At 69.2% G+C, this 23882-nt stretch carries 20 protein-coding genes and 4 pseudogenes; 16 read left to right on the plus strand and 8 right to left on the minus strand.

Going from position 1 to position 23882, the window contains the following annotated elements:
* Positions 1–127: 127 nt before the first annotated feature.
* Complete coding sequence (gene groL / locus ABNF97_RS32700; RefSeq protein ID WP_349340891.1) at positions 128–1699, minus strand: chaperonin GroEL; 1572 nt, start codon at positions 1697–1699, stop codon at positions 128–130.
* A gap of 714 nt (positions 1700–2413) precedes the next feature.
* Here groL (ABNF97_RS32700) and ABNF97_RS32705 point away from each other — a divergent pair.
* A complete protein-coding gene (locus ABNF97_RS32705; protein WP_349340892.1) occupies positions 2414–2674 on the plus strand; it encodes a hypothetical protein in 261 nt (86 codons plus the stop codon).
* 98 nt (positions 2675–2772) lie between these two features.
* On the opposite strand, the gene ABNF97_RS32710 is transcribed toward ABNF97_RS32705, so the two are convergent.
* The gene (locus ABNF97_RS32710; RefSeq protein WP_349340893.1) at positions 2773–3288 is read right to left on the minus strand and encodes a DUF309 domain-containing protein; all 516 of its coding nucleotides are present in this window, start codon (positions 3286–3288) and stop codon (positions 2773–2775) included.
* Between the two features lie 1029 nt (positions 3289–4317).
* Here ABNF97_RS32710 and ABNF97_RS32715 point away from each other — a divergent pair.
* The 3 genes from ABNF97_RS32715 (at position 4318) to ABNF97_RS32725 (ending at position 7598) form a co-directional block, all read left to right on the plus strand.
* Positions 4318–5682: an AI-2E family transporter gene (locus tag ABNF97_RS32715; RefSeq protein ID WP_349340894.1), complete on the plus strand. Its 1365-nt coding sequence runs from the start codon at positions 4318–4320 to the stop codon at positions 5680–5682.
* Positions 5683–5781: 99 nt separating this feature from the next.
* The gene (locus ABNF97_RS32720; RefSeq protein ID WP_349340895.1) at positions 5782–6705 is read left to right on the plus strand and encodes a YihY/virulence factor BrkB family protein; all 924 of its coding nucleotides are present in this window, start codon (positions 5782–5784) and stop codon (positions 6703–6705) included.
* A 641-nt stretch (positions 6706–7346) separates the two neighbouring features.
* Positions 7347–7598, plus strand: a complete 252-nt coding sequence (locus ABNF97_RS32725; RefSeq protein WP_349340896.1) for a hypothetical protein — start codon at positions 7347–7349, stop codon at positions 7596–7598.
* Between the two features lie 49 nt (positions 7599–7647).
* On the opposite strand, the gene ABNF97_RS32730 is transcribed toward ABNF97_RS32725, so the two are convergent.
* Positions 7648–7827: a hypothetical protein gene (locus tag ABNF97_RS32730; RefSeq protein ID WP_349340897.1), complete on the minus strand. Its 180-nt coding sequence runs from the start codon at positions 7825–7827 to the stop codon at positions 7648–7650.
* Positions 7828–7913: 86 nt separating this feature from the next.
* A complete protein-coding gene (locus ABNF97_RS32735) occupies positions 7914–8792 on the minus strand; it encodes a SigB/SigF/SigG family RNA polymerase sigma factor (protein ID WP_349340898.1) in 879 nt (292 codons plus the stop codon).
* Positions 8793–9142: 350 nt separating this feature from the next.
* Here ABNF97_RS32735 and ABNF97_RS32740 point away from each other — a divergent pair, with 350 nt between their 5' ends.
* The 5 genes and pseudogenes from ABNF97_RS32740 (at position 9143) to groL (ABNF97_RS32755) (ending at position 12785) form a co-directional block, all read left to right on the plus strand.
* Positions 9143–9568, plus strand: coding sequence for a GAF domain-containing protein (locus tag ABNF97_RS32740; RefSeq protein ID WP_349340899.1), 426 nt, complete (start codon positions 9143–9145; stop codon positions 9566–9568).
* Between the two features lie 12 nt (positions 9569–9580).
* Positions 9581–9739 (plus strand): annotated as a pseudogene (locus tag ABNF97_RS34405) (ANTAR domain-containing protein); the annotation flags it as partial.
* A gap of 271 nt (positions 9740–10010) precedes the next feature.
* Positions 10011–10358, plus strand: a complete 348-nt coding sequence (locus ABNF97_RS32745; protein ID WP_349340900.1) for a LapA family protein — start codon at positions 10011–10013, stop codon at positions 10356–10358.
* A gap of 155 nt (positions 10359–10513) precedes the next feature.
* Complete coding sequence (locus ABNF97_RS32750) at positions 10514–11065, plus strand: DUF5994 family protein (RefSeq protein WP_349340901.1); 552 nt, start codon at positions 10514–10516, stop codon at positions 11063–11065.
* Between the two features lie 149 nt (positions 11066–11214).
* Positions 11215–12785 (plus strand): annotated as a pseudogene (gene groL, locus ABNF97_RS32755) (chaperonin GroEL).
* A 139-nt stretch (positions 12786–12924) separates the two neighbouring features.
* On the opposite strand, the gene ABNF97_RS32760 reads toward groL (ABNF97_RS32755), so the two are convergent.
* Together ABNF97_RS32760 and ABNF97_RS32765 are read right to left on the minus strand one after the other, a co-directional pair.
* Positions 12925–13596, minus strand: coding sequence for a BON domain-containing protein (locus ABNF97_RS32760; RefSeq protein WP_349340902.1), 672 nt, complete (start codon positions 13594–13596; stop codon positions 12925–12927).
* A 98-nt stretch (positions 13597–13694) separates the two neighbouring features.
* The gene (locus tag ABNF97_RS32765) at positions 13695–14072 is read right to left on the minus strand and encodes a LapA family protein (protein WP_349340903.1); all 378 of its coding nucleotides are present in this window, start codon (positions 14070–14072) and stop codon (positions 13695–13697) included.
* 536 nt (positions 14073–14608) lie between these two features.
* Between ABNF97_RS32765 and ABNF97_RS32770 the strand changes: the two genes are divergently transcribed.
* From ABNF97_RS32770 to ABNF97_RS32795, 6 genes are all read left to right on the plus strand, one after another.
* The gene (locus tag ABNF97_RS32770; protein WP_349340904.1) at positions 14609–14779 is read left to right on the plus strand and encodes a hypothetical protein; all 171 of its coding nucleotides are present in this window, start codon (positions 14609–14611) and stop codon (positions 14777–14779) included.
* The gene (locus ABNF97_RS32775) at positions 14776–15777 is read left to right on the plus strand and encodes a glycosyltransferase family 4 protein (protein ID WP_349340905.1); all 1002 of its coding nucleotides are present in this window, start codon (positions 14776–14778) and stop codon (positions 15775–15777) included. Before ABNF97_RS32770 ends, ABNF97_RS32775 begins: the two co-directional genes overlap by 4 nt.
* A gap of 223 nt (positions 15778–16000) precedes the next feature.
* Positions 16001–17191 (plus strand): glycosyltransferase, encoded by a 1191-nt coding sequence (locus ABNF97_RS32780; protein WP_349340906.1) that lies wholly within the window; start codon positions 16001–16003, stop codon positions 17189–17191.
* Positions 17188–18213, plus strand: a complete 1026-nt coding sequence (locus ABNF97_RS32785) for a glycosyltransferase (RefSeq protein WP_349340907.1) — start codon at positions 17188–17190, stop codon at positions 18211–18213. Before ABNF97_RS32780 ends, ABNF97_RS32785 begins: the two co-directional genes overlap by 4 nt.
* A 79-nt stretch (positions 18214–18292) precedes the next feature.
* Entirely contained in the window at positions 18293–19774 is a 1482-nt protein-coding gene (locus ABNF97_RS32790; protein ID WP_349340908.1) for a glycoside hydrolase family 130 protein, read from the plus strand.
* Positions 19775–20047: 273 nt separating this feature from the next.
* Positions 20048–21274: a low temperature requirement protein A gene (locus ABNF97_RS32795; RefSeq protein ID WP_349340909.1), complete on the plus strand. Its 1227-nt coding sequence runs from the start codon at positions 20048–20050 to the stop codon at positions 21272–21274.
* 691 nt (positions 21275–21965) lie between these two features.
* Here ABNF97_RS32795 and ABNF97_RS32800 read toward each other — a convergent pair.
* Positions 21966–22187: pseudogene (locus ABNF97_RS32800) on the minus strand (transposase); the annotation flags it as partial.
* Positions 22188–22473: 286 nt separating this feature from the next.
* On the opposite strand from ABNF97_RS32800, the gene ABNF97_RS32805 reads away from it, so the two are divergent.
* Positions 22474–23673 (plus strand): IS110 family RNA-guided transposase, encoded by a 1200-nt coding sequence (locus tag ABNF97_RS32805; protein ID WP_349340910.1) that lies wholly within the window; start codon positions 22474–22476, stop codon positions 23671–23673.
* A gap of 1 nt (position 23674) precedes the next feature.
* Here the strand turns inward: ABNF97_RS32805 and ABNF97_RS32810 are convergent.
* Positions 23675–23882: pseudogene (locus ABNF97_RS32810) on the minus strand (transposase); the annotation flags it as partial.

Below are 23882 nucleotides of genomic sequence, written 5' to 3' on the forward strand. Positions count from 1 at the left end.
ACCCTGGCAGCAGCAGCCGCCTTCGATCCTGTAGTCCTCACAAACACATGATCAACAGGCGGCTGCGTCCACGTTACACACCCCCACCACATCCCACGAGGTCAGACCGCCAATGGCGGCTGCCGTATTAGGGCTTCTCGGCGACAAGGACCTCGGTGGTGAGGAACAGCGCGGCGATCGACGCGGCGTTCTGCAGCGCGGATCGGGTGACCTTGGCCGGTTCGACGATTCCAGCCTTGATCATGTCGACGTATCCGCCGGTGTTGGCGTTGAGGCCATGACCCATCGGGAGCGAGTTGACCTTGTCGGCGACGACGCCGCCTTCGAGGCCGGCATTGGCGGCGATCTGCCTGAGCGGTGCGGTTAGCGCGACCCGTACGATGCTCGCGCCGGTGGCTTCGTCGCCGGTCAGGTCGAGCTTGTCGAAGGCGGTGCTCGCGGCGTTGACCAGCGCCACCCCGCCTCCGGGTAGCAGCCCTTCCTCGATGGCGGCCTTGGCGTTGCGTACGGCGTCCTCGATGCGGTGTTTGCGCTCCTTCAGCTCCACCTCGGTGGCCGCGCCGACCTTGATCACCGCGATGCCGCCGACGAGTTTGGCGAGCCGCTCCTGCAGCTTTTCCCGGTCGTAGTCGGAGTCGCTGTCGCTGATCTCGGTGCGGAGTTGGGCGGCCCGGTCGGCAATCCGCTCGGCGTCGCCGCCGCCGTCCACGATGGTGGTGTCGTCCTTGGTGACCACGATCCTGCGTGCCCGGCCCAACATTTCCAGATCGACGTTGTCCAGGGTCATGCCGACTGTCTCGCTGATGACCTGGCCACCGCTGAGGATGGCGAGGTCGGCCAGCATGGCCTTGCGCCGGTCACCGAACCCGGGCGCCTTGACCGCCACCGATTTGAAGGTGCCGCGGAGGTTGTTGACGACCAGGGTCGCCAGGGCCTGGCCCTCAACGTCGTCGGCGACTATCGCCAGCGGCTTGCCTGTCTGAATGACCTTTTCCAGAATCGGCTGTAGGTCGTTCAGGTTCGAGATCCTGGTGTCGACAATGAGCAGGTACGGATCGTCGAGGAATGCCTCCATCCGTCCGGTATCGGTGATGAAGTAGGGCGAGATGTAGCCCTTGTCGAAGCGCATGCCCTCGGTGAGTTCGAGTTCGAGGCCGAAGGTGTTGCTCTCCTCGACGGTGATGACGCCGTCCGTGCCGACCTTGTCCATCGCCTCGGCGATCAGTTCGCCGACCACCGGATCGGCGGCGGAGATCGACGCGGTGGCCGCGATCTGTTCCCTCGTCTCGACGTCCCGTGCTTGATGGCCGAGGGCCTCGGTCACGGCGGCGACGGCCTGCTCGATTCCGCGCTTGAGCGCGATCGGGTTCGCTCCGGCGGCGACGTTTCGCAGTCCTTCGTGGACCAGCGCCTGCGCCAGCACGGTCGCCGTCGTGGTGCCGTCACCCGCTACGTCATCGGTCTTCTTGGCAACCTCCTTGACCAGTTCGGCGCCCAACTTCTCGTACGGGTCGTCAAGCTCGATCTCCTTGGCGATGCTGACCCCGTCGTTGGTGATCGTGGGCACACCCCACCTCGTGTCCAGCACGACGTTGCGGCCCTTCGGGCCCAGCGTCACCTTCACCGTGTCGGCGAGGACGTTCATGCCCCGCTCCAGGCCACGCCGGGCCTCTTCCCCGAAAACGATCAACTTGGCCATCTGCCTGATCCTCACCATCGTCGTGCCCACATACAGCACCTGGTCGGCCGACCTGTGATGACCGCTGCTACGGTCCCCCTCCGGGGTCCATCCCATTCGGTTGGCACTCGCACAGGGCGAGTGCTAACCCCAGTGGAACACCTGCTTCCCCCACAGCGCAAGCTCACCTCCCGCGACATCCACGGCGGCTGGCTGATCGACGCGGCGCTGGGCGGCCTGAACTACCAGACGGTTCTTCGCCCCGGAGCAGCCGGGCCTTCATCTCATCGAGATGGGCGCATTCGTCAGGATGAGAGGTCTGCCCCTGCCGGTAGCGACTGGCTGCGGCCCCCGGCCGCCGTCGGCGCCGCAACGGCAACACCGGCCAGCACTTCTCGTGGCCGTCTTCGCCACGGCCGTTCCTGTCTCGGTGCGTACGGCGTCGCCGGCCGTGCTCGGCGGTCGGGGGTGGGCGTAGTGGCGGCTGGCTTGGCTGGCCGAAACCATCAACGCGCGCCGGGCCGAACAAGCGTACGATGAAGGTATCCCGGAATCGACGACATCCCCGCCTTGAGGTGCCAGCCACACCGGCTTCATCCCACGAAGGGATGTCATGTTCAACGATCTCCATCAGACGCCAAGCGCCCCGGTCGACTCGCCCACCGTGGACGGCAGCAGGGGCCCGAGCACGGCGAAGCGAGGCGCGGCGTCCAGGAGTTATCGAAGGAGCCGACCGTGGTCGAGAAAGTCGAACTGATCATGCGATTCCATCCGGTGGGCGGTGAAGATGTCTCGGTGCTGACTACCGATTTCAGTGGGCCGGATCAGGCGCTGGAAACCATTGCCAGGGCTCTGGACGAGCGGCGCAGCCTGGTCCTGACCCGCGCGAGGTACAACCGCGAGGCGACCGAGAACGCCCTGATCGTCAACCTTGCCAACGTGGTGTCCGTGCGGGTGGCGACAAACGACAGCGAGACCTCGGGCCAGTATCTGTGAGGCTGGTTCGGCGTGTCCGGCATCCGCAGTGTCAGCCGACGGCGACGACACCACGGTACAGCGGATCCCGCCGGGTCCAGCATCCGTGACCGGGCACGTCAATCGTGCCGGCGTCCCGATTCAGGTCGAAGGCGTGGGACGAGGTCACCCGGAGTCAGTCCGCCAAAGCCGTCCGTATCGACACGTGTGGCCAGGGCGCGCGCCCAGACCACGAGCCCAGCCATGTCGAGACCATACGGCGCGTCATTTGCGTACCCTTCGACGCGGTCTGCGGCGCGGCGTAGCAGTCGCACCGCTCCCACGGCATTGCCCCGCTGGGCGTGCGTGAGGCCAACGGCCAGCTGGGCCAGACCACGCCACAGCTCGCGCTCGGGCTCAGGGGCGGCTTTCCATGCGCTCTCCAACACCTCGTGTGCGTGGAAGGCGCGACCGCCGTCGAGCAGTCGCTGTGCCTGCGCGAGCGAGTCCGCCGGGGACAGCGCGATGTCGTCGGGCACGCCCGCCACGCCGTCCGCACCGCGCGGCAACGGTCGCCCCAGTTCGTCGCGCGGGCGGGCGCTACGTGCGCGTCCCATGGCATCGCGGTCGCGACCACGTTCACCGGTCGGGTTCATCGCTGCGGCTCGCAATCCGCGCGGATTCCACTCCTGAACGCCTGTCGGGGCAGTGGGAGACCGTCGGGCCGGATACCTGGGCCGCGGCCGCCGGGCGACGGTGTGCCACCGAGAAGCGGAGGGCGACCCGGCGGTGCCAGAGCCGGGCGAGCGACCGGGGGCGCAGGTATGCCGTACCGGTGAGGCCGGCGACACCGATCCCGAGGATCGTGACCAGGAACCGTCCGTAGCAAGCGCACGAAGGGGTACGTGAACTGGAACTGGCGGCAGGACGAGGTCTCGCCCTCCGGTGTGGATGGCCGTCCACGAGACGGCCGCCCTCGTTGTCCCACGCCGAACCCGCGTCGGCGTCCTGTCCGGCGTGGGCGCCCGGCGCGGGCCGGTACCAGGTGTACCCGGGGTGTCGAGGGCGGTGAAGGTGGCACGATCGTGACGCGTTGAGCGGCGGTGATGGTCATGGCAGGTTCCTTACGGTTGGTCGGCAAGCGTGGCAGCGGGCGAATTCGTCGTGGCCTCAGCAGCGGCATGGCGAGCCCGACATCCCCAGGTAACGGATGACGCGCGGCGGTGCCTAACGGCTGGCTTGCCGGGGTCGCGTGCTCGGTTTGCTCGATCATCATGCCCCTGACCGGCGTGAATGCGTCCACTGGCGGCAGAGCGTCGGATCACCTGGTCCGAAGCAACGCCTTCATCGTACGCCTGGTTGAGCCCGCTCCCCCGTTACGATCTTGTGGGCCCACCTGCCGGTTGACCGGCATCTGCGTGAACCCACGCCGAGGGCTCCTCGGCGTGCTGTGACCGCCGCCAGGCAGTCGCGGCCAATCCCGCGCCATCTCTGCGGCCAGGGCGGCTTTCTGACACCGGTGACCGACGTCACGGCGTTCGGCTTGGTGCTGGTCGCCACCCGTTCCACCCCGCTTCGGGAGCGGCGCGGCCGCGCCGCTCACGACCACCGGACGTGACCTGGTGACGACCGGTCCCGTAGTGGGTACTTCTCAGCCGCGCGGGAACGATCGGAAGGGAGCGGCCATGAGCTGGATCGGGTCTGTACGCGAGCGGGCGCGTATCCGGTTGACGACCGCCCGGCGAGGCAGCTCGCTGCCGCCGTTCCGGGGCGACAACGTATTGGGGTATACCACCGGGCCGGTGGTCGCGGGGGCGACACCGACCGTGGACGACGGTATCCCCCGCGGCGTGCGCATTGCCGGGGCGTGGGCGTGGCGGCTGATTCTGTTCGTCGCCGCGGCCTACCTGCTGATCAGAGTGATTGCGATCCTGCATATTGTGGTCATCCCGGTCGCGGTGGCGCTGCTGCTCGCCGCCCTGTTCGAGCCAGCCGTCCGAGTGCTGCGCAACCGGGGAATCAACCGGTCCCTGGCCGCCGGCGCGGTGCTCGTCGGTGGGCTGGCGGCCGTGTCCGGCGGCCTCGGGCTGATCGTCGGTACGGTCATCTCCCAGTTCGACGACCTGTCGACCCAGGTCCGCGACGGCGTGAACGAAGTTCAGACATGGCTCGCGGGCGGCCCGCTGCACATCTCCCAGGCCCAGCTCACCGGATGGTTCGAAGGGCTACAGCAGCAGATATCCGAGAACCAGGGCGCGATCACCTCCGGCGCGGTGAGTACCGCCACGACGGTCGGCGAGGTCGTTGCCGGGTTCTTCCTCGTGCTGTTCACCCTGTTCTTCTTCCTGCGCGACGGCGCCCAGATCTGGCAGTTCGTCTGCCGCCTGCTGCCGCACCCGGCCCGCATCCCGGTAGCTCGGGCCGGTCACTACTCCTGGCACACCCTCGGCTCGTACGTACGCGCCACGGTGCTGGTGGCGTTCGTCGACGCCGTCGGCATCGGCATCGGGCTGGCCGTGCTGCGTGTCCCGCTCGCGCTGCCACTGGCCGCGCTGGTGTTCCTGGGCGCCTTCATCCCGGTCATCGGCGCCACCCTGTCTGGCACGGTCGCCATCCTGGTCGCGCTGGTCACCCAGGGCCCGGTCACCGCGCTCATCGTGCTCGGTGTCGTCATCGGCGTGCAACAGCTGGAAGGCCACGTGCTGCAGCCGCTCACCATGGGCCGCGCCGTGGCTCTGCACCCACTCGCCGTCATCCTCGCGATCGCCACCGGCCTCGTCGTCGCCGGCATCATCGGCGCGCTCGTGGCCGTACCGCTGCTGGCTGTGGCCAACACCGCCGTGCGCTACCTGAACGCACACCCGCAGGGCGAGCCCACCCCCGACCGTGAACCGCCCGGCACCCGAGCCACCGACGACGAGCAGGCCGAAGCCGAGCAGACCGCGCACCAGAGCGAGACCCGTATCGAGCAGGAGACCCCTCCGCCGATGGCGACCTCCGTCAACTCCGATCCGGGAACGCCGGCCGACGGTACCGCAACCGGCACATGACTCCTCAAGACACCACCGGATACCACAGCACCTCGGGTGCGCGTCCCCATGTGGCTGTCCGGAGCGTGGCCCCGGTGACCGCAGGGTACGACGGGCGACATGACGACCCCGAGCATGGCGCAGCGGGCCGCCGCGCTGTGGCGGCGCGCCCGCCGCCGCCACGGCTGGCTGGACCACCTCGCCCGAGCCGTGGCGCGCTATCGCCAAGCCGACGGCGGCCGGCTCTCCGCCGCAGTCACCTACTACGCTTTCTTCGCCACGTTCGCGCTGGCCCTGCTGGGCTTCGCCGTCTTCGGATTCGTCCTGGACGATCCGGCGGTGCAGCGCTCGGTGCAGCGATACCTCGCCCAAAACCTGCCCAGCCTCGACGTGCAGGCACTACGGACCGCCCGCAGCACCATCGGGGTGATCGCGTTCCTCGGCCTGCCGATCACCGGCTGGTTCTGGGTGGACTCGCTCCGGTCCTCCATCCGCAAGGTCTGGCAACTGCCTGAGTACCCGGGTACCTTCATCGTCCGCCTGCTGGTCGACCTGCTCGTGCTGATCGGGCTCGGCCTGCTGCTGGCCGCCTCCCTGGCCACAGCGTTCGCCACCACCGCCCTGGCCAACCGGCTGGTCGATACTGCAAGCACGAACACCGCCCCGGGCCGGTGGTTGCTGGCCGCGATCGGCCTCGGGATTGGCATCGCCGTGAGCACGCTGCTGTCGGCCGCGGTGCTCACCGGGCTGCCACGGTTACGCATGCCGCCGCGCCGTGTCGTCCTACCCGCGCTGCTCGTCGCCATTGGCTTGGAACTGCTCAAGACCGTTGGCAGCTTCTACGTACGGCGCACCGAGGCCAACCCGACGTATCACGTCGTTGCCGGCACTGTCGGGCTGCTGGTCTTCCTGAACGTCGTCAACCAGCTCATCCTGTTCGCGGCGGCACTGACCGCCACCAGTACCGCCGGCGAGGTCATCGACCTCGCCATGCGCCCCCGCTCACCACGGACTCCGCCGACCAGCACCCCGGCCCGGCGGTGACGCCCCGCGTGTTCGATACCGGCTCGGTACGCGGGCCGACTGCCGACCACAGGCGCACCGGATGGGTCGGCCCAGGAGGCCGAGCTGGCGTACCTGGGCCAGCAATTCGGCATAGTCGCTGCCGCGCCCGCGTCGCGGACCTGGTGGCGCGGGTACGGCGATCGAATCGATGGTGCTCACAGCTCCTCCAGGCGATCGGCGGTCACGCACGTCGCCAGGGTCGGAGCACACGCTGCGGTCAGCGTACCTCTGTCGCACCGGGTAACCCGGGCGACGATCGGGCCGCCAGGCGGCGCCGTCCCGCCGGGCCGGAAGGCCCGACGAGGGTTCGGCCCTGTCATGGTTCAGTTACATTCGGCAGTTTCGTCCGAGGTATTCAGTCACGTAGTGTGAAGTCTCACAGCAGCCGCTCCACTCCCCGACGGATGTCCTGCCCAGGCACATCACCGGGAGCATCGGATGACTGTCCCACCGGTCCACACCGTGTCCGCCGCCGAGTCGTTGGGGATCTTGTAAGGCGGATCGCAGATCGGGGCCAGGCGGCCTTCAGTCGCCTCTACCATCGTCTCGTCCGCTCGGTCTTCCTCCAGGTCTGCGAGAGCCTTGGCAGCCCGGCGGGCGCCGTTCCGGTGACCCGGGCGGTGTTCGTCGAGGTGTGGCGGCTCGCGCCGGTGTCCGACGCCCGTCGAGACGACGTGCTGGTCTGGATCACCGGCATCGCCGCTCGCCGTGCCGGCGAAAAACTCCGGGAGATCGACCACCATTCGTCGGCCGTGGGCACCGACTGCGACGGACACTTCGATCGCGAGCTGGCGGCCGGTTTCGGTACCGAGCAGTCCACATTGTGGTCCCCGCCCCCTGGGACGCAGGGCACAGGTGGTTCTCGACCTTGACGGGGGAGCGCCCCACCGCGTCGCTGACGCGGCGGGGGCAGACTCGGTGTCATCCCGACGCGATGTCGGCGGGTGCCATCGTGGCGGGATGGATGTCGAGCATCCGGAGCAGCGAGCCGTTGAGGCTCGTGTCGACCATCCGGGGCAGTTCCCGGTCGACCCAGTCGGCCCTGGCCGACAGCCCTCTCGCCCGCAGTCTTGCGACGATCTCGGCGCGGTGGATGTGCATGGCATGTCCCTTCGGCTGTGTTTCGTGGATGACGGCGCCGTTTTCCGGGTGGCGGTGCTGTCTTCTGGATGGCGGCTGGCGCGGCGTCACTGGTCGCCGAGCCCGGCCAGTGTGATCGGAGTGGCCCGAAGTCGGGTGAGGGTTCGATTCAGCAGTCGGGATATCTGCATCTGGGACACCCCGACCTCGGCGGCGATCTGGGTCTGGGTCATGTTGTCGTAGAACCGCATGGTGAGGATGCGGCGCTCTCGGACGGGAACCGTCGCGAGGAGTAGTCGCAGCGTCAGGCGGTCGTTCACCCGGGCGTAGTGCGGATCGACGCCGCCGAGGAGGTCGATGGGCTCGTCGCCGGTTTCCACCGCGGGTGGGGCGTTCAGCGACGTCAGGCGGTAGACCTGCTCGGCACCGAGCGCGGCACGGAGTTGGTCGATGGTGATGTGCAGGTGGTCGGCGAGTTCGGCCTGTGTCGGGGTACGGCCCCGCTGCTGGCTGAGTTCGCCGCCGGCGGTCCTGACCTCGCTGGTCAGTTCCTGCATGGCGCGTGGTACCCGCATTCCCCACGTCGTGTCCCGGAAGTGCCGCTTGAGGGCGCCGAGGATGGTCGGGACGGCGTAGGAGACAAAGGCGGTGCGGCGGTCCGGGTCGTACCCGTCGATGGCGTTGACCAGGGCGACGGCGGCGACCTGGGCCAGGTCGTCGAAGGGTTCGCCGCGTCCGGCGTAGCGCCGTGCGAGTCGGTGTGCCGTCGGCAGGTTCGCCTCGATGGCTCGGGCTCGGATTGTGACGCGGTCGGAATGCCCGGCGGGCAGGGCGTCGCGTTGGCGTAGTAGCTGCTCGGTGCCGGTCAACGCGCGGGCTGGTCGGGCATCATGCGCGGGGGCGCCGGTGTGGACGGCGCCCCAGGGCAGCCGGGGCTCGCTGGTGACCGTCGCTTCGGTGGGGCGGTGGGGCGGACCTGTGTTCATGGTTGACTCGGCGGGAACGGTCATGGTGATCAACGCCCTCAGGGAAGTGGAAGTCGCCGCGGTGTGCCGGCGGGGAACGGCGCCCCCGCTCTGACGGCGCCTGGAGTCGCTGGGTGACCGCTGGGTCCGGGCGGCGAGGGGATGCCAGCGTGAACGCTGACTGGCGCGTCGGTGTGGTGGGGCGGGTTCTGCGGATCACTCTACGCCCTCACCAGTTGGATACGACCGGTCCGGCGCGGCCTGGTCGTGCCGTCATCACCGGCGACGCAGCGCGGGGAACGTGCGACACGAGCGCGGCGACCGGGCAGGGCCCTGGCTGTCCGGCGTAGGCTGGCCGGTGACAAGCCGCCATGCAGCGAGTCGCGTTCGACCCGGTCCCCGTCCTACGCCACCTGCCCGTCGCGGCCCTGACGAAGCTGGAGCTGTTCCAACTGCAGACCGACCAGGGTCCGTGCGTGGACTGCTTCCGTACCGGCCGACTCGTGTCGGTCGCCGACCTCAGCACCGCCGGCCGCTGGCCGCGCTTCGCCGCAGCCGCCGCCGAGGTCGGTTGCGCCTGCGTGCACGCTCTGCCGATGCGCCTGCGTACAGAGGTCATCGGTGCGCTGAACCTGTTCGACATCCAGCCGGGCGCGCTCGGTGAGGACAAGTTGCGTATCGCCCAGGCCCTGGCCGACGTGGCCACTATCGGCCTGCTGCAGCAACGCGCCATCCACCGCCGCGACACCCTCACCGAACAGCTGCAAACCGCGCTGAACAGCCGCGTCCTGATCTAACAGGCCAAGGGTGTTCTGGCCGAACGCCTTCAACTGGACATGGCCGAAGCCTTCACAATGCTTCGCAACGGCGCCCGCAGCCACAACCGGCGGCTGTCCGATCTCGCCCAGGCCATCGTCGACGGAACCGAACAGATCCCACCAACGACGGTCACCGCCCCGAGCCGGTGACACCCTCGGCCGGATCGACAGCCACAACCCGTGCCGAGAACAGCGATGTCGCGGACGCTCGCGGAGGTGGTCGTAGTGGGCAGCCGGGCGAACCGCCCGGGGCCTCGTCCCCCGACGCCCGCCAAAGCAGGTCCAGGTCCAGACGCTTCCTCGGTCGAGGCAACTCGGCATTCCGGCCCGAACAGGTGTACGATGGGGGCATCGCCGGAAGCGACGACATCCCAGCATTGAGGTGCCCGCCATACCGGCCCACCCCCCAGAGGGGGATGTCATGTCCAACCATCTCCGCACCACCCCCGGCACGCCGATCGATTCGGCCACCACGGCATCGCCGAAGCCCTCGGCCGCACCGTCGCCGACGACGACCCGAGTGCCACACACCCGCACCGGCGCCGCCTGGTTCGGGATCTGCGCCGCCGCGCTCATCTGCGTGGTGCTCATCGTCTTCATGATGCAGAACACCCGCAGCGTCGAGGTCACCTTCCTGTGGATGCACGGCACTCTGCCGTTGGCCCTGGCCCTGCTGATCGCCGGTGTCGGCGCCGCGAGCCTGACCATGGTGGTCGGCGCCGCCCGCATCACCCAACTGCGCAGACTGTCCCGCCGCCAGCGTCACTGAGCCGCGCCCGACACCCACATCAACCATGGCCAGTCGCTCATCCCGCTGGTCGCGGTTCGCGACTGCGCCGGCAAGTTCGACGCCTCGGCCTGCCATTCTCCCGACCGAAGCCTCTCGCCGGATCCCAAACGCGGCGACGAGCGGAAGGAATTTCCATGACACACGCCACTGCCGCCAGCCGCGCGACGACGATCTCGCCAACGCCGCCGTCGACTCCACGACTGCGGATGGAACCCACCGGGTCCCGCCGTACCCTCCTGGACGGCGGTTGGTGGCCTCGCTCGACCGACCCCATCGCGGAACTGCCGGGTCTCGTCCTGGCCATCGACAAACTCCGCGGACCCGTCACCAGGCTCGTCCTCGCCGCCGACGGCTGGGACACCCACCCCCGCCGGCTGGGGGTGGCGGGCCGGGTCCTCCGGTTGGGCTACTTCAGCAGCCAGCCCGTCAGCCTACTCACCGCGCTGTGCGACAACGGTGACCGCGTCGACCTGCTGATCGTCCCGCCGGAGACCGCGAGCGACACCGCCGACGCGGCGATGGTCCTCGCCGCCGTCACCAGCAACCAGGTGCACCCCCAACACATCCTGCTCGCCGTCACCACGTCCATTCTCCGTGCGGCCGATGGCGCTCCCGAAGCCGTGTGGGAGGACGAAGACGGTCAGCCGGGTCTCACGCCGCCCCGGGTCTTGTCGGACGCGCGGTAAGGCGGCGGCAGCGTCGCGTCGACGGTGTGGGCAGCCCACGGTGGGGCGGGGTTATCGGTACCTCGCGCACCCGGCGGCACCACACGGCGGCGGCGTACGTCGGTCCGAGCAGTGCTGAACGTCGGCACGACGAGTAGAGGACGACACAGATGGCCAAGTTGATCGTATTCGGTGAGACGCCCGTCGGGGCCTCGAACGCGGCATGAACATGCTCGCCGACACGGTGAAGGTGACGCTCGGCCCAAAGGGCCGCAACGTCGTGCTGGGTAGTGGATGGGGTGCGCCGACCATCACCAACGACGGCGTGAGCATCGCCAAGGAGATCGAACTCGACGACCCGTACGAGAAGCTCGGTGCCGAGTTGGTCAAGGAGGTCGCGAAGAAGACCGACGACGTGGCCGGCGACGGCACGACGACGGCCACCGTCCTCGCCCAGGCCCTGGTGCGGGAAGGACTACGCAACGTGGCCGCCGGAGCGAACCCGGCCGCACTCAAGCGCGGCGTCGAACAGGCCGTGGTCGCGGTGACCGAGACGCTGCGCCACCAGACCCAGGAGGTCGAGACCAGGGCGCAGATCGCGGCCACGGCGTCCATCTCCGCCGCAGACCCCGTTGTCGGTGAACTCATCGCCGAAGCGATGGACAAGGTCGGCAAGGAAGGCGTCATCACCGTCGAGGAGGGCAACACCTTCGGCCTGGAGCTGGAGTTCACCGAGGGCGCCCGCTTCGACAAGGGCTGCATCTCGCCCTACTTCGTCACCGACACCGAACGGATGGAAGCCGTTCTCGACGACCCGTACCTGCTCATCGTCGAGAACAAGACCTCGAACCTGACCGACCTCCTCCCGATCCTGGAACAGGTCATGCATGCGGGCAAGCCGCTGGCCATCATCGCCGAGGACGTCGAGGCGGAGGCCCTCGCCACCCTTGTCGTCAACACGGTCCGCGGCACCCTCACTTCGGTGGCAGTCAAGGCGCCCAGCTTTGGTGACCGCCGCACGGCCATGCTGGCCGACCTCGCCGTCCTCACCGGCGCTCAGGTCGTCAGCGACACCGTCGGTCACACATTGGGAAACGTGACCCTCGACATGCTCGGTCGGGCCCGCAGGGTGGTCGCCACCCTGGACGAGACCACCGTCGTCGACGGTGCGGGTGACCTGGACCAGATCGCCGGGCGCGTCGCGCAGCTGCGCTCCGAGATCCAGCACAGCGACTCTGACTACGACCGGGAGAAGCGGCAGGAGTGGTTGGCCGCATTGGCCGGCGGCGTCGCGGTGATCAAGGTCGGTGCGGCCACCGAGGTGGAACTCAAGGAGCGTAAGCACCGCATCGAGGACGCGGTCCGCAACGCCAGGGCCGCCATCGAAGAGGGTCTGCTTCCCGGCGGTGGTGTGGCGTTGGCCAACGCCGCGGGCATGGTGTTCGACAAGCTCGACCTGGCTGGTGACGAGGCGACCGGCGCGAACATCGTGCGGGTCGCGCTCACCGCGCCGCTCAGGCAGATCGCCAGCAACGCCGGCCTTGAGGGAGCGGTGGTGGCAGAGATGGTCAACTCACTTCCCCCCGGCCAGGGCCTCGACGCCGTCACGGGCGAGTACGTCGACATGGTCAAAGCGGGCATCGTCGAACCTGCCAAGGTAACCCGTTCGGCCTTGCAGAACGCTGCGTCGATTGCCGCGCTGTTCCTGAGCACCGAGGTACTCATCGTCGACAAGGCGTAGCCGGCCGGGGCGCTGAGTCGCTGGTCAGCCGCGACCTCGGGACGGCCAGCACGGCTGCGGTCGCAATGACCGACCCGGACAGGGGATGAAGCAGATCGACCCGGCCGTCCGGACGGCCGGGTCGATCTGCGATCTGGGATCAGGCGGTGACGGTGAGCTGTTTCTTGACGCTGGTGACGCCGGCGCCCGACCACGCCACGTTCTCGGCCTGACGGCGTTCGGCGCACGAGCGTACGGCCCCCCGCAGCGTTACCTCGGTGCCGTTGACGTCCGCCTCGACCTGCTCGGCGTCGAGCTGGGCGTTGCGCCGGATCGCCGAGCCGATCGCCGTTTTCAGGTTGTCGGAAGCCGATGTGGTCGCCATCAGCCTGATGGTGTTGCTGACCGCGGTGACGCCCTTGAGGTACATGACCGCGCGTGCGGCGGCTTCCCGCTCGTGGTGGCGGGTGACGGTGCCGGAGAGGGTGACCACACGATTGCGGACCCCGACCGTGACGGCGTCGGCGGGTACGTCGACTGCCCAGCCGAGCATCTGGTTCGCCGCTTCGGCGATGTCGCTGTCCTTGGCGCCGAACGCGCCCGGGTCGCGGACCACGATGTCGATGGTGACGGCCTGGACACCGGCCACCCGCATGGCCGCCCGTTTCGCCGTGTGCCGCTCGGGCAGGGTGCCCACGTCACCGGAGAGTGTCACCACGCCGGCGTTCGCCAGCACCACGAGATGCGCGGCGTCGATGCTGGAATCGAAAGTCAGTTCGTTGGTGACGTTGGTCTGCAGGTCCTTGTCACTTACCTGGGCGGTCTGTGTCATGGGCCAACCCTGACCCTCCGGCCGCCGATATGCCACCACATTTGGTACATTTTCAAATATATCTTGAACTTGATTCTCGGCCGCGGGCTTTTAATACGCTATGCGGTCCTATTCTGTGCGTCATCGTTTGTCACCTGATTGTCTGACGGGGGCGCGGTCCGGAGCGCCGTGCGCCGGCGGGTCGCCGGGATCCTGGTGTAGATGAGCGCGGGCACGGTTACCAGCAGCACCCCGAATGCCGTGGCCATCACCAGTGCGATGCCCATGGGGAGCTGCCCGTGCGCGCCCAGGAAATGTACGTCGGACGGTTGGCCGTTTTGCAGGATGATGATCAGCGACAGCAGCATCGTCGCGGAGGCGGCGAGCGCGGCCCACAGACTGATGCTGCGGGTAGATTCCGTCGGAAGGAACTCGCCGTTGGTCCTGCGGCGGTTCCGCTCGGGGACGGACCGCGCCGGGCTGACAAACCGTGTCATTGCTGGACCTCATCTCGCCGGGGGTACGCGGAGTCCGTAAGACCTGAGGCGCCGGGGTCCAAGACGTCGCCAGCCTAGGGCCGAACGGGGTTTCCCGCAGGACCGGGGTGTCGGAGTTGGTCGCCGGCCGGAGAAAGGACCGGCGAGTGTTTGCGTCCGGAGCGTCCCGGAGATACGCGCCCGGACAAAATGTCGTCGCGCCGGAGGTGGTGGGTTCGCCGGTCCGGTCGGCGCGGGAGTACAGAGCGTGTCGGGCACGCCGCCGTCCTCGCGTGAACGCGAAAGCCGATCCGAGCGCGTCGGGGCGTAGTGTTCGGGCTTACCCGGGCTGACGCGTCCGCTCCACTCCGGCTCCGCTCCAGCACGTCAGGCGCTTCGGGGTCGGCCGGAAGGCTGATCGGAAATGCCCGACGGGCATCAAAGGTCGCGACGATCGGGCTCCAGGCCGTGCGGGTGGGTGCCGTCGGCAGTCGTTCGGGCGCGATCGGACCAGAACCGACGGCGACCCGGCTGAATTCGTACGCGAGGAGAAGCGGATGGCGATCGACAACGACAGGACCGTCGGTTTGGCACGTGGTCGTGGTCACCAGGTCAGGGCCGGCTGGATCGACCGCGAGCCGCCGGACCGGGTCGACGGCGTCTGTCACGCGAGCCCGCTCCCGATCGGCCTCGACCCCGCCGGCCTGGCCGATCGCGCATCGCGGTGAGGGTGGCGCTGCTGGGACCGGTGGCGTGGCGCACGCCTCCACACCATTACGGGCCGTGGGAGCAGGTGACCGGCCTGCTCGCCGATGGTCTGGTCGCTCGGGGTGTGGATGTGACGCTGTTCGCCACGTTGGACTCGGTCACCTCGGCCCGGCTGGACGGGGTGTGTCCGCGGGGGTACGCGGACGATCCGGCCGTGGACGGGCGGGTGGCGGAGGCGATGCACGTCGCGTATGCGCTGGCGCGGTCCGCCGAGTTCGACCTGGTGCACAACCACCTCGACTGGCTGCCGCTGGCCTTTGCCGAGCACTGCAATGCCCCGCTGGTCACCACGATCCACGGTTTCTCGGATTCGGGGATCCTGCCCGCGTACGCGGGGGCCGGGTCGGCCTATGTGTCCATCTCCGACGCTGACCGGGTCGCCGCGCTCGACTATGTCGCCACCGTGTATCACGGGATCGATCTCGGCGGGTTGCCGTTCGCGCCCGACGCGGGACCCGGGCTGATCGTGTTCGGCCGGATCCACCCCGACAAGGGCACCCACGTCGCGATCGAGATCGCGCGACGGGCGGGCCGGCCGCTGGCCATCTGCGGGATAGTCCAGGACGAGCGGTACTTCGCCGAAGAAGTGGCCCCGCACATCGACGGCGAGCGCGTCGTCTTCCACGGCCCGGTCGGCCCGCGTCGCCGCGGCGAGCTCCTCGGCGCCAGTGCGGCGCTGCTGCACCCGATCGCCTTCGACGAGCCGTTCGGCCTGTCGGTGGTGGAGTCGATGGCCTGCGGCACACCGGTGGTGGCGTACCGGCGCGGAGCGATGCCGGAGGTAGTCGACGAGGGTGTGACGGGTTTCCTGGTGCACGGTGTCGAGCAGGCCGTCGCGGCCGTCGCTCGGATCGCGACGATCGACCGGCTCGGCTGCCGGACCCGTGCCTGGCAGCGGTTCGACGCCGACCGCATGGTGACCGACTACCTGCGTGTGTACCGCGACGTCGTCTGCTGACCGGATCGGTACCGTCCGCTGACGGGTCGATGCTGATAGTGTTGACTCGCCGATGGCTTTCGAGGGTCCGGCGTAGGTCTGCGATCGGCCCGACCCCGCGTGAGGCGGTGGCTCCCCGCGGACCCGTCCCGCCCGTCACACACGCTGGCCAGGTGGGCGCCACTATCGCGTGAGGTCCGTACCCGCTCGCGCGGCAGCGGCCGACAACCGAAAGGCGCGGCAGATGGCCCGCAGCTACGGTTTTCTCAGCACCCATCCACCGACCCAGTGCGGACTGGCCAGCTTCAACGCGGCCTTGGCCGCCCACCTCGGCGCCGACGGACCGCCGGACGGCGTTGTCCGCATCGTCACCGCCGGCGAGGACCCCGCCGGTCCGGCGGCGCGGACCACCGGGCACGCGGGACCGTTCGGCCCCGAGGTCGTGCACGACTGGTCGACGCGGACAGTCGCCGGTTGGCGGGACGCCGCCGCGGCCCTCGACCGCTACGACATCGCCGTCGTCCAACACGAGTACGGCATCTACCCCGGACCCGACGGCGAGGATGTCCTGCCGCTGCTGCGCCGGCTCACGGCGCCGAGCATCGTGGTCCTACACACCGTGCTCGCGCATCCGACTCGGGGGCAGAAAGCGGTTCTGGAGCAGGTCGTGGACGCGGCAAGCGCGGTCGTCACCATGACCGACACCGCCCGCGACCGGTTGCTCGTCGGCTACACCGTCGACTCGGGCAAGGTTACGGTGATCCCGCACGGCACGACCGAACACGCCGCCCCGCCCGCCGAACCGCGTCAGCGTCCCCACCTGCTCACCTGGGGACTACTCGGCCCCGGTAAGGGAATCGAATGGGCGTTGCGGGCCCTCGCCCGGCTGCGCGACCTCCGCCCGATGCCCAGCTACACCGTCGCGGGCCGGACCCACCCCAAGGTGCTCGAGCACGACGGCGAGGCGTACCGGGCGGACCTGCACCGCCTGGGCGCGATCCTGGGTGTCTCCCACGCCGTCGACTACCAGCCGGTCTACCACGCAGAGAGTGCGCTGGGCCGGCTGATCCGCTCTGCCGATGCCGTCGTGCTGCCCTACGACTCTCGCGAGCAGGTCACCTCCGGCGTACTCGTCGCGGCGGTCGCCGCCGGAATCCCCGTCGTCGCGACGCCTTTCCCACACGCCGTCGAGTTGCTCACCGACGGCCCCGGCCTGCTCGTGCCCCACCAGAATCCGGCGGCACTGGCCGCCGCCATCCGACGGATCCTGACCGAACCCGGCCTGGCCACCAGCCTCGCCGACCGCACCCGCACCAGAAGATCAACACTCCGTTGGCCCGCGGTGGCGGCCCGCTACCACGCCCTCGCCGAGCGGCTCCTCACCGACCGGGTCCGCACCGGTGGCTCACCTGCCGTGACCACGGCACCGGCATGACCGCAGCCGCTTCCCGGGTGCCTGTACCGGCGCCCAGTTTCGCGCACCTGGCCCGGCTGACCGACGACACCGGCCTGTTCGAACATGCCCGGAATGCCACCGTGCGCCGCGAGCACGGCTACTGCACCGACGACGTCGCCCGTGGACTGGTCGTCACCAGCCGCGAACCCGATCCGTCTGAAGCCGTGCGGCAACTCGCCGAGTGCTACCTGACCTTCCTCACCCACGCCCAGGACGACAGCGGCGCCTTCCACAACCGGCTCGGTCACGATCGACGCTGGACCGACGAGCCCGGTCTCGGCGACTGGTGGGGGCGGGCGGTGTGGGGGCTGGGCACCGCCGCCGCGCGCAGCCCCGCCCCGTGGATCCGCGACGAGGCCCTCGTCGCCTTCACGCTCAGTGCCGGCCGGCGATCGCCCGCGCCGCACGCGATGGCCTTCGCCGGCCTCGGCGCCGCCGAGGTACTGCACGGACAGCCGGACAACCGGATCGCGGCCGACCTACTGGTCGACGCCGCCGCCGCCGTCGGCCTTCCGGGCGGTGACCCGGACTGGCCGTGGCCGCAGCAGCGGTTGACCTACGCCAGCGCCGCTCTCGCGGAGGTCGTCATCGCCGCCGCTGACCTGCGCGGCGACAGCAGGCTGCTCGCCGCCGGGCTGCGGATGCTGGCCTGGCTGCGCGACATCCAGTTCGCCAATGGTGTGCTGTCGGTCATCCCGGTCGCCGGCTGGCAGCGCCATGCCCCACGAGCCCGGCACGATCAGCAGCCGATCGAGGTCGCCGCGCTCGCGGACGCATGCGTCACCGCCGCCACCGTCACGGGCGACTCCGTCTGGGGAACCGGGGTGGGCCAGGCGGTCGCCTGGTTCCTCGGCGCCAACGACGGCGGCACGGTCATGTGGGACCCGGCGACCGGCGGCGGCTACGACGGCCTCACCCCGGATGGCCCCAACCTCAACCAGGGCGCGGAGTCGACCCTCGCGCTCATCTCCACCCTTCAGCACGGCCGGCGGTGGTCATGACCGTGGAGTCTGTTGAGCCACCAACCCCGCCGTGGACCCGGTCGGCAGCTCCCGGCTCGGACTGCCGGCGCGAGTCGACATGACCGGGCCGGACCTGGCCACCCGGCTGGACCTCACCCTCAACCCCGACCCGGCACGGGTCGTCGTCAAACTCTTCGTCCCCGGCGAGGACGCGGCCCTGGTACGCACTCGCGCCTCCGCGATCATCGAACGCATCGCCCGCCTCGACGACGACGAAGCCACCCGACTGCTCCAGCAGACCCTGCAACGCTTCGGCGGCCGGCACCACGACCTGGAAGCCACCTTCCGGCACCACCACGACCTGGTCCACCACCGAGTGCCCCGGACCAGCGAGCTGTCACCCACGGCCCGTCTGCTCGTCGGCGCATACTTCAGCCACGAGTACGCCGTGGAAGCCGCCGCCCTGTGCAACCCGTCCATGGTCGCGCATCCGGATCAGACCGGCCTGGGCCCCGACCAGCTACGTGTCGCGGTCAGCCTGCGGCAGATCGGCGAGGGACACCTGTCGTCGATCGGCTTCGCTACCGCCGTACTCGGACCCGGGCACCGCCTCACCGTCACCGACCGGTCGGGCCCGCTGGTCACCGGCCGCCGCATCAGCGCCCGGCACCGCAGAGACCTGCTCGCCGCCGGGCTCGCCGAGGAAGGTTGGGACAACGAAGTCTCCGCTACCGTGCTGGGACGCCTGCCCGAACGTTTCGACGACCACACCTTCGAACAGGTGCTGACCAGCCTTCCCACCGATCTGCTCACCCGCACCACAAGCCAGCGCACCCTCGAGCAACTGCGCCGTACCGCCTCGGCGAGCTACGCCGTGACCTTTCCCGCCGACGTTCCGCTCCAGCGACGGATCCTCTGGCCGGCCGCCCCGGCCGAAAACAACGGTATGGAGGACGCCCGCTTCGTCAGAATTATCGGCGAGGACGGCGAATCGGCCTACCACGCCACCTACACCGCCTACGACGGACGACGCGTCGCCGCCCGCATGCTCAGCAGCGACGACCTTCGCCACTTCCAGGTGACCCCGATGCGCGGGCCAGCGTCCCACAACAAGGGCATCGCACTGTTCCCCCGCCCGATCGGCGGCCATCACCTCGCGCTGTGCCGCTCCGACGGCGAAACCATCGGCCTGACCCGTCTTGACAGGGCCAACCGATGGCAGCCTCCGGTGCCGCTGCACGTTCCGCACCGTGGCTGGGAACTGATCCAGGTCGGTAACTGTGGATCACCCATCGAGACCGAAGCCGGCTGGCTGGTACTCACCCACGGAGTCGGCCCGATGCGCCGGTACGCCATCGGCGCCCTCCTGCTCGACCTGCACCGGCCCGACCGCGTCCTCGCCGAACTACCCGGCGTACTCATCGCACCCGACGACACCGAACGCGACGGGTACGTGCCCAACGTCGTCTACTCGTGCGGCGGCCTGCTACACGCCGGCACCCTGTGGCTGCCGTACGGAGCAAACGATGCCCGGGTCCGGTTCGCCGTCGTCTCCCTCACCGCCCTGATGGAGGCGATGGACGACGTACCCGCACGGTAGATCGAGGCGGGACAGAGGTTCCGGCATCACCTCGGTGACCGGCCCGCTCTTACTCAGGTCCGGCGGCCCGGCATCGATGACGCCTGCCTTCCGGTGCCCGCGGGGCGGCCGGCGTAGATCCTCGCTGTCAGGGCTGACCCAAGACACGAAACCTCCTCCCTACCGTCGGTGAGTCTCCGGCGGCGGCACCGTGCCTACGCTGGGATCGAAGGAGGCGTCCTGGCAGCTTATGATGTCGTTTGAGGGTATGCGGGCGGTTGACAACCGACGCCGATGCGTGTCGACGATGCCCCGATCGTCGACCGGACCAGACATTCCGTGACCACCGACCGGGCGGTCGGGTTGGCGCGCCGAGCCGAGGGGCCGCAACGAGCAACCCTGTTGGAACTGTTCCTCGATCTGGTGTTCGTCGCCGCGCTCGCCCTGACCTCGCAGAAGCTCGCCACCGACATGACCTGGGCCGGCGTCTTCCAGACCCTGCTACTGCTGCTGGCGATCTGGTGGGTCTGGTCGATCACCGCGCTGACCACCGACCTCTACCTGCCGCAGCGGCCACCGATCTTCCTGATGACCATATCGGTCATGTTCGGCACGATGCTGATGGTCGCCGCGCTGCCCGCAGCCTTCAGCCGCGACGGGTTGGTCTTCGCGGGCGCGTACGTGGCCATTCACCTCGGCCGTAGCCTCTTCCTGACCCCCGCGCTACAGGGTCGGCAGGCGCGTCGGCACGCCGCGCGATTCCTGGTCTGGTTCTCCGCCTCGGCCGTACCCTGGCTGCTCGGAGCCATCGTGACCGGCACGGCGCGTGCCGCACTCTGGACGGCGGCGCTCGCCCTGGACTACGGGGCGGCCTGGCTCCGCTACCCCACCCCCTGGCTCGGTCGGATCCCCAGGTCGCAGTACAGGATCGCGGCCGAACACCTGGCCGAGCGCTACCAGCAATTCTTCACCCTCGCCCTCGGCGATCTCATCCTGGTCACCACCCTCACGTACGCCGGCTCCGGGTTCGCGGTCGACCGGACCGTCGCTTTCGTGGTCGCGTTCGCCACCACCGTGCTGCTGTGGCAGATCTACGTCCAACGCGCCGGAGCACTGCTCCAGGCCGCCATCGAATCCTCCCGTGACCCGGGACGGCTCATGCGGTCAGCCCCCTACACCCACCTGCTCATGGTGGCCGGCGTGGTCGCCTCCGCCGCCGGAGCCGAAACCGTCATCCGGCACCCCACCGGAGACACCACCCTCGGGCTCGTCGGCATCGTTCTCGGCGGTCCCGCGTTGTTCCTGGCCGGCCGGGCCCGATTCGAGTACGAGGTATTCAGCCGGATATCCCCATCCCGACTGATCGCGCTGCTCGTGCTCGCCGTCGCCGTACCCGCGATGACGCACGTACCACCGCTGGGAGTCGCCATCGTCGGTAACCTCGTCCTAGCCGGGATCGCCGCCACAGACCTCCTTCGCGCCCACGGCCGCCCACCCGAAGCGCCATCCCCCGCCCTCTAAGGAATGACCTGCTGGCGTACGTTGCGGGACTGGAACGACGCCGCCGTGTGGCAACGACAGCACGCAGTGCTCCTGCGCGAACCAAGGGCCGCCGGCCAACCGCACATGCCCCGGACGTGATCGACGACGCCCACATCCAGGCGCTCGGAGGCGGCCTGAACCGGACCGAGCCCGGTCGACCGCCGCAAGCCAGGCTCGAACCACCACGTCAACACCGACGCTGGCGGCATCCCCCGCTCGCCGCGAGCCTGACCAGCGGCAACCGCCACGACGTCACCCAACTCCCCTGGTCGAGGCGATCCCACCGGGCAACGGCATCCGCGGCGGGCCTCGACAACGCCCCGACACGCTGCACGCCGACCGCAGCTACGGCTTCGACACCTACCGGTCGCCCGCTGAGGGTCAGAGCATCGTCCCGGTCATCGCCCGGCGTGCTACCCCGCCCGGGTCCGGCCTCGGCACCCGCCGCTGAGCCGTCGATGGGACCCTCGCTCTACCGCACTGGTTCCGACGGCTACGCATCCGCTGGGAGATCCGCGACGACATCCCCGAAGCGTTCCTCACCCTCCGCCGCCACGACTGTGCGGACACTGATCACGATGATCACCACCGCTGAGCCGGCCGCGGACACGGCGGCCACCTGCCTGCCCGGGTCTGTCAAGTTAACGGCTGATCTTGGTTGTTGAGGTGGTCAGTCGTTGGCCGGGGTGAGCCGGCCATCGAAGGCGAGCTGGAAGGCGTTCAACGGTGCCTTCCAGCGCATGGTCCACCGCCGGCGTCCGGTGCCGGTGGGGTCGAGGCTCATCAACGCCATGTAGACGCACTTGAGTGCTGCGGCCTCGTTCGGGAAGTGTCCGCGGGCGCGGACGGCCTTGCGGATACGGGCGTTGACCGACTCGATCGCGTTCGTCGATCGCGTTCGTACCCGGTATGAAATCAGGTGGAGGCCCGCGTGGTGTTCCGCTGGTCCGGCACTCTTGGTCGGGCATACGGTGTGACCGTCCGGAACAGGGGCCTTCGGGGAACACGTATGGGCAGGCCGTTCTTGCTCGATGGGCTGCGAGCCCGTGTTAGTAGTTGGCCGCCCCTGCGACTGGTCCGGCTGCGCTGCGAGCGCGTATCCGTAGGTGTCGTTCCGTCCCAGCGGTTCTCCACCGATCGAGCAGCGGAGGGAGCAGATGATGGTCCGCTATATCGGTATGGACGTGCACCGCGAGTTCGCGCAGTTGGCGGTCGTCGAGGACGGCCTCGTGCGTGACGAGGGCCGCATCGGCGTGACGTCGGAGGCGCTGCGGCAGTGGGCTACTGGCCTGCGGGCTGATGATCAGGTGGCGTTGGAGGCGACGGGTAACAGCGACGCGATCGCGACTCTGTTGACCCCTGTTGTCGGCAGGGTGGTGGTGTCGAACCCGTCGAAGACCCGGGCGATCGCGGAGGCGAAGGTCAAGACCGACAAGGTCGACGCCCGGATTCTGGCGCAGCTGCTGGCGGCGGATTTCCTGCCGCCGGTGTGGCTGCCCGACGAGCGGATCCGTAGCCTGCGCCGACAGGTGACCCGCCGTGCACACCTGGTGCGCCAGCGCACCAGGATCAAGAATCAGGTCCACGCGATCCTGGCTCGTAACCTCGTCCCGACGCCGCCGGTGTCCGACCTGTTCGGCAAGACCGGACGGCACTGGCTGTCGCGGCAGGCGCTACCCGCCGATGAGTCTTCCAGTGTGCGGGCGCTGCTGCGGCAGTTGGACTTCCACGGCGAGGAACTCGCCGTCGTGGACAAGGAACTGGCAGTCGAGGCGTTCGCCGACCCGGCGGTCGCTCGGCTGATGACCATTCCTGGCGTCGACGCGATCGTGGCGATCTCGATCGTCTCCGCGGTGGGCGACTTCAGCCGGTTCAGTGACGCGGACAAGCTCGTCGCCTATGTCGGGCTCAACCCGAAGGTGCGCCAGTCCGGCAACTCGGCGCCGGTGCACGGCCGGATCAGCAAGGCCGGACGAGCGCACGTGCGTGGCGTCCTGGTCGAAGCCGCATGGTCCGCCAGCCGTGCCCCGGGACCGTTGCGCGCGTTCTTCCAACGTGTCAAGGCCCGACGCGGGTTCCCGACCGCTGTGGTCGCCACGGCCCGGAAGATGACCGCCCTGGCCTGGCACTTGGTGACCAAGGATCAGGACTACGCCTTCGCCCGCCCGGGCCTGGTCGCGCACAAGCGGCGCAAGCTCGAACTCGCCACCGGAGCACCCTCACAGCGTGGCAACCACGGCACTCCCGGCGCCGCCTACAACGACAAGCAGCGACGCGCCGCCGAAACCGCTGCCGTCGAGCAGGCCGAACGCGCCTACGAGGTCTTCGTCGCGCACTGGCAACCACACAATCCGGCGAAAACCCGAGCGAAGACTTGACGATTTCATCCGTGGAGCAGATGACCTTGCGGATCTCCACGTCGAAGGCGAGGAAGGGCACGAACTCGGCCCAGGCGTTCTCCCACAGCTTCACGATCGCCGGGTACTTGCGGCCCCATGCCTCGGCGAACTCCAGGAACCGTTCAGTCGCGGCATCCTCGGTCGCCGCGGTGTAGACCGGCTTGAGCGCCTTGGCGATCTTGTCCAGG

The sequence above is a fragment of the Plantactinospora sp. B6F1 genome (assembly GCF_040120695.1).
GTDB lineage: Bacteria > Actinomycetota > Actinomycetes > Mycobacteriales > Micromonosporaceae > Plantactinospora.

Coding starts and splice junctions, on each gene's coding strand:
- groL (WP_349340891.1), bottom strand. CDS start 1,699: ATGGCCAAGTTGATCGTTTTCGGGGAAGAGGCCCGGCGTGGCCTGGAG.
- ABNF97_RS32710 (WP_349340893.1), bottom strand. CDS start 3,288: ATGAACCCGACCGGTGAACGTGGTCGCGACCGCGATGCCATGGGACGC.
- ABNF97_RS32715 (WP_349340894.1), top strand. CDS start 4,318: ATGAGCTGGATCGGGTCTGTACGCGAGCGGGCGCGTATCCGGTTGACG.
- ABNF97_RS32720 (WP_349340895.1), top strand. CDS start 5,782: ATGACGACCCCGAGCATGGCGCAGCGGGCCGCCGCGCTGTGGCGGCGC.
- ABNF97_RS32730 (WP_349340897.1), bottom strand. CDS start 7,827: ATGCACATCCACCGCGCCGAGATCGTCGCAAGACTGCGGGCGAGAGGG.
- ABNF97_RS32735 (WP_349340898.1), bottom strand. CDS start 8,792: ATGAACACAGGTCCGCCCCACCGCCCCACCGAAGCGACGGTCACCAGC.
- ABNF97_RS32740 (WP_349340899.1), top strand. CDS start 9,143: ATGCAGCGAGTCGCGTTCGACCCGGTCCCCGTCCTACGCCACCTGCCC.
- ABNF97_RS32745 (WP_349340900.1), top strand. CDS start 10,011: ATGTCCAACCATCTCCGCACCACCCCCGGCACGCCGATCGATTCGGCC.
- ABNF97_RS32750 (WP_349340901.1), top strand. CDS start 10,514: ATGACACACGCCACTGCCGCCAGCCGCGCGACGACGATCTCGCCAACG.
- ABNF97_RS32760 (WP_349340902.1), bottom strand. CDS start 13,596: ATGACACAGACCGCCCAGGTAAGTGACAAGGACCTGCAGACCAACGTC.
- ABNF97_RS32765 (WP_349340903.1), bottom strand. CDS start 14,072: ATGACACGGTTTGTCAGCCCGGCGCGGTCCGTCCCCGAGCGGAACCGC.
- ABNF97_RS32770 (WP_349340904.1), top strand. CDS start 14,609: ATGGCGATCGACAACGACAGGACCGTCGGTTTGGCACGTGGTCGTGGT.
- ABNF97_RS32780 (WP_349340906.1), top strand. CDS start 16,001: ATGGCCCGCAGCTACGGTTTTCTCAGCACCCATCCACCGACCCAGTGC.
- ABNF97_RS32785 (WP_349340907.1), top strand. CDS start 17,188: ATGACCGCAGCCGCTTCCCGGGTGCCTGTACCGGCGCCCAGTTTCGCG.
- ABNF97_RS32790 (WP_349340908.1), top strand. CDS start 18,293: ATGACCGGGCCGGACCTGGCCACCCGGCTGGACCTCACCCTCAACCCC.
- ABNF97_RS32795 (WP_349340909.1), top strand. CDS start 20,048: ATGCGTGTCGACGATGCCCCGATCGTCGACCGGACCAGACATTCCGTG.
- ABNF97_RS32805 (WP_349340910.1), top strand. CDS start 22,474: ATGGACGTGCACCGCGAGTTCGCGCAGTTGGCGGTCGTCGAGGACGGC.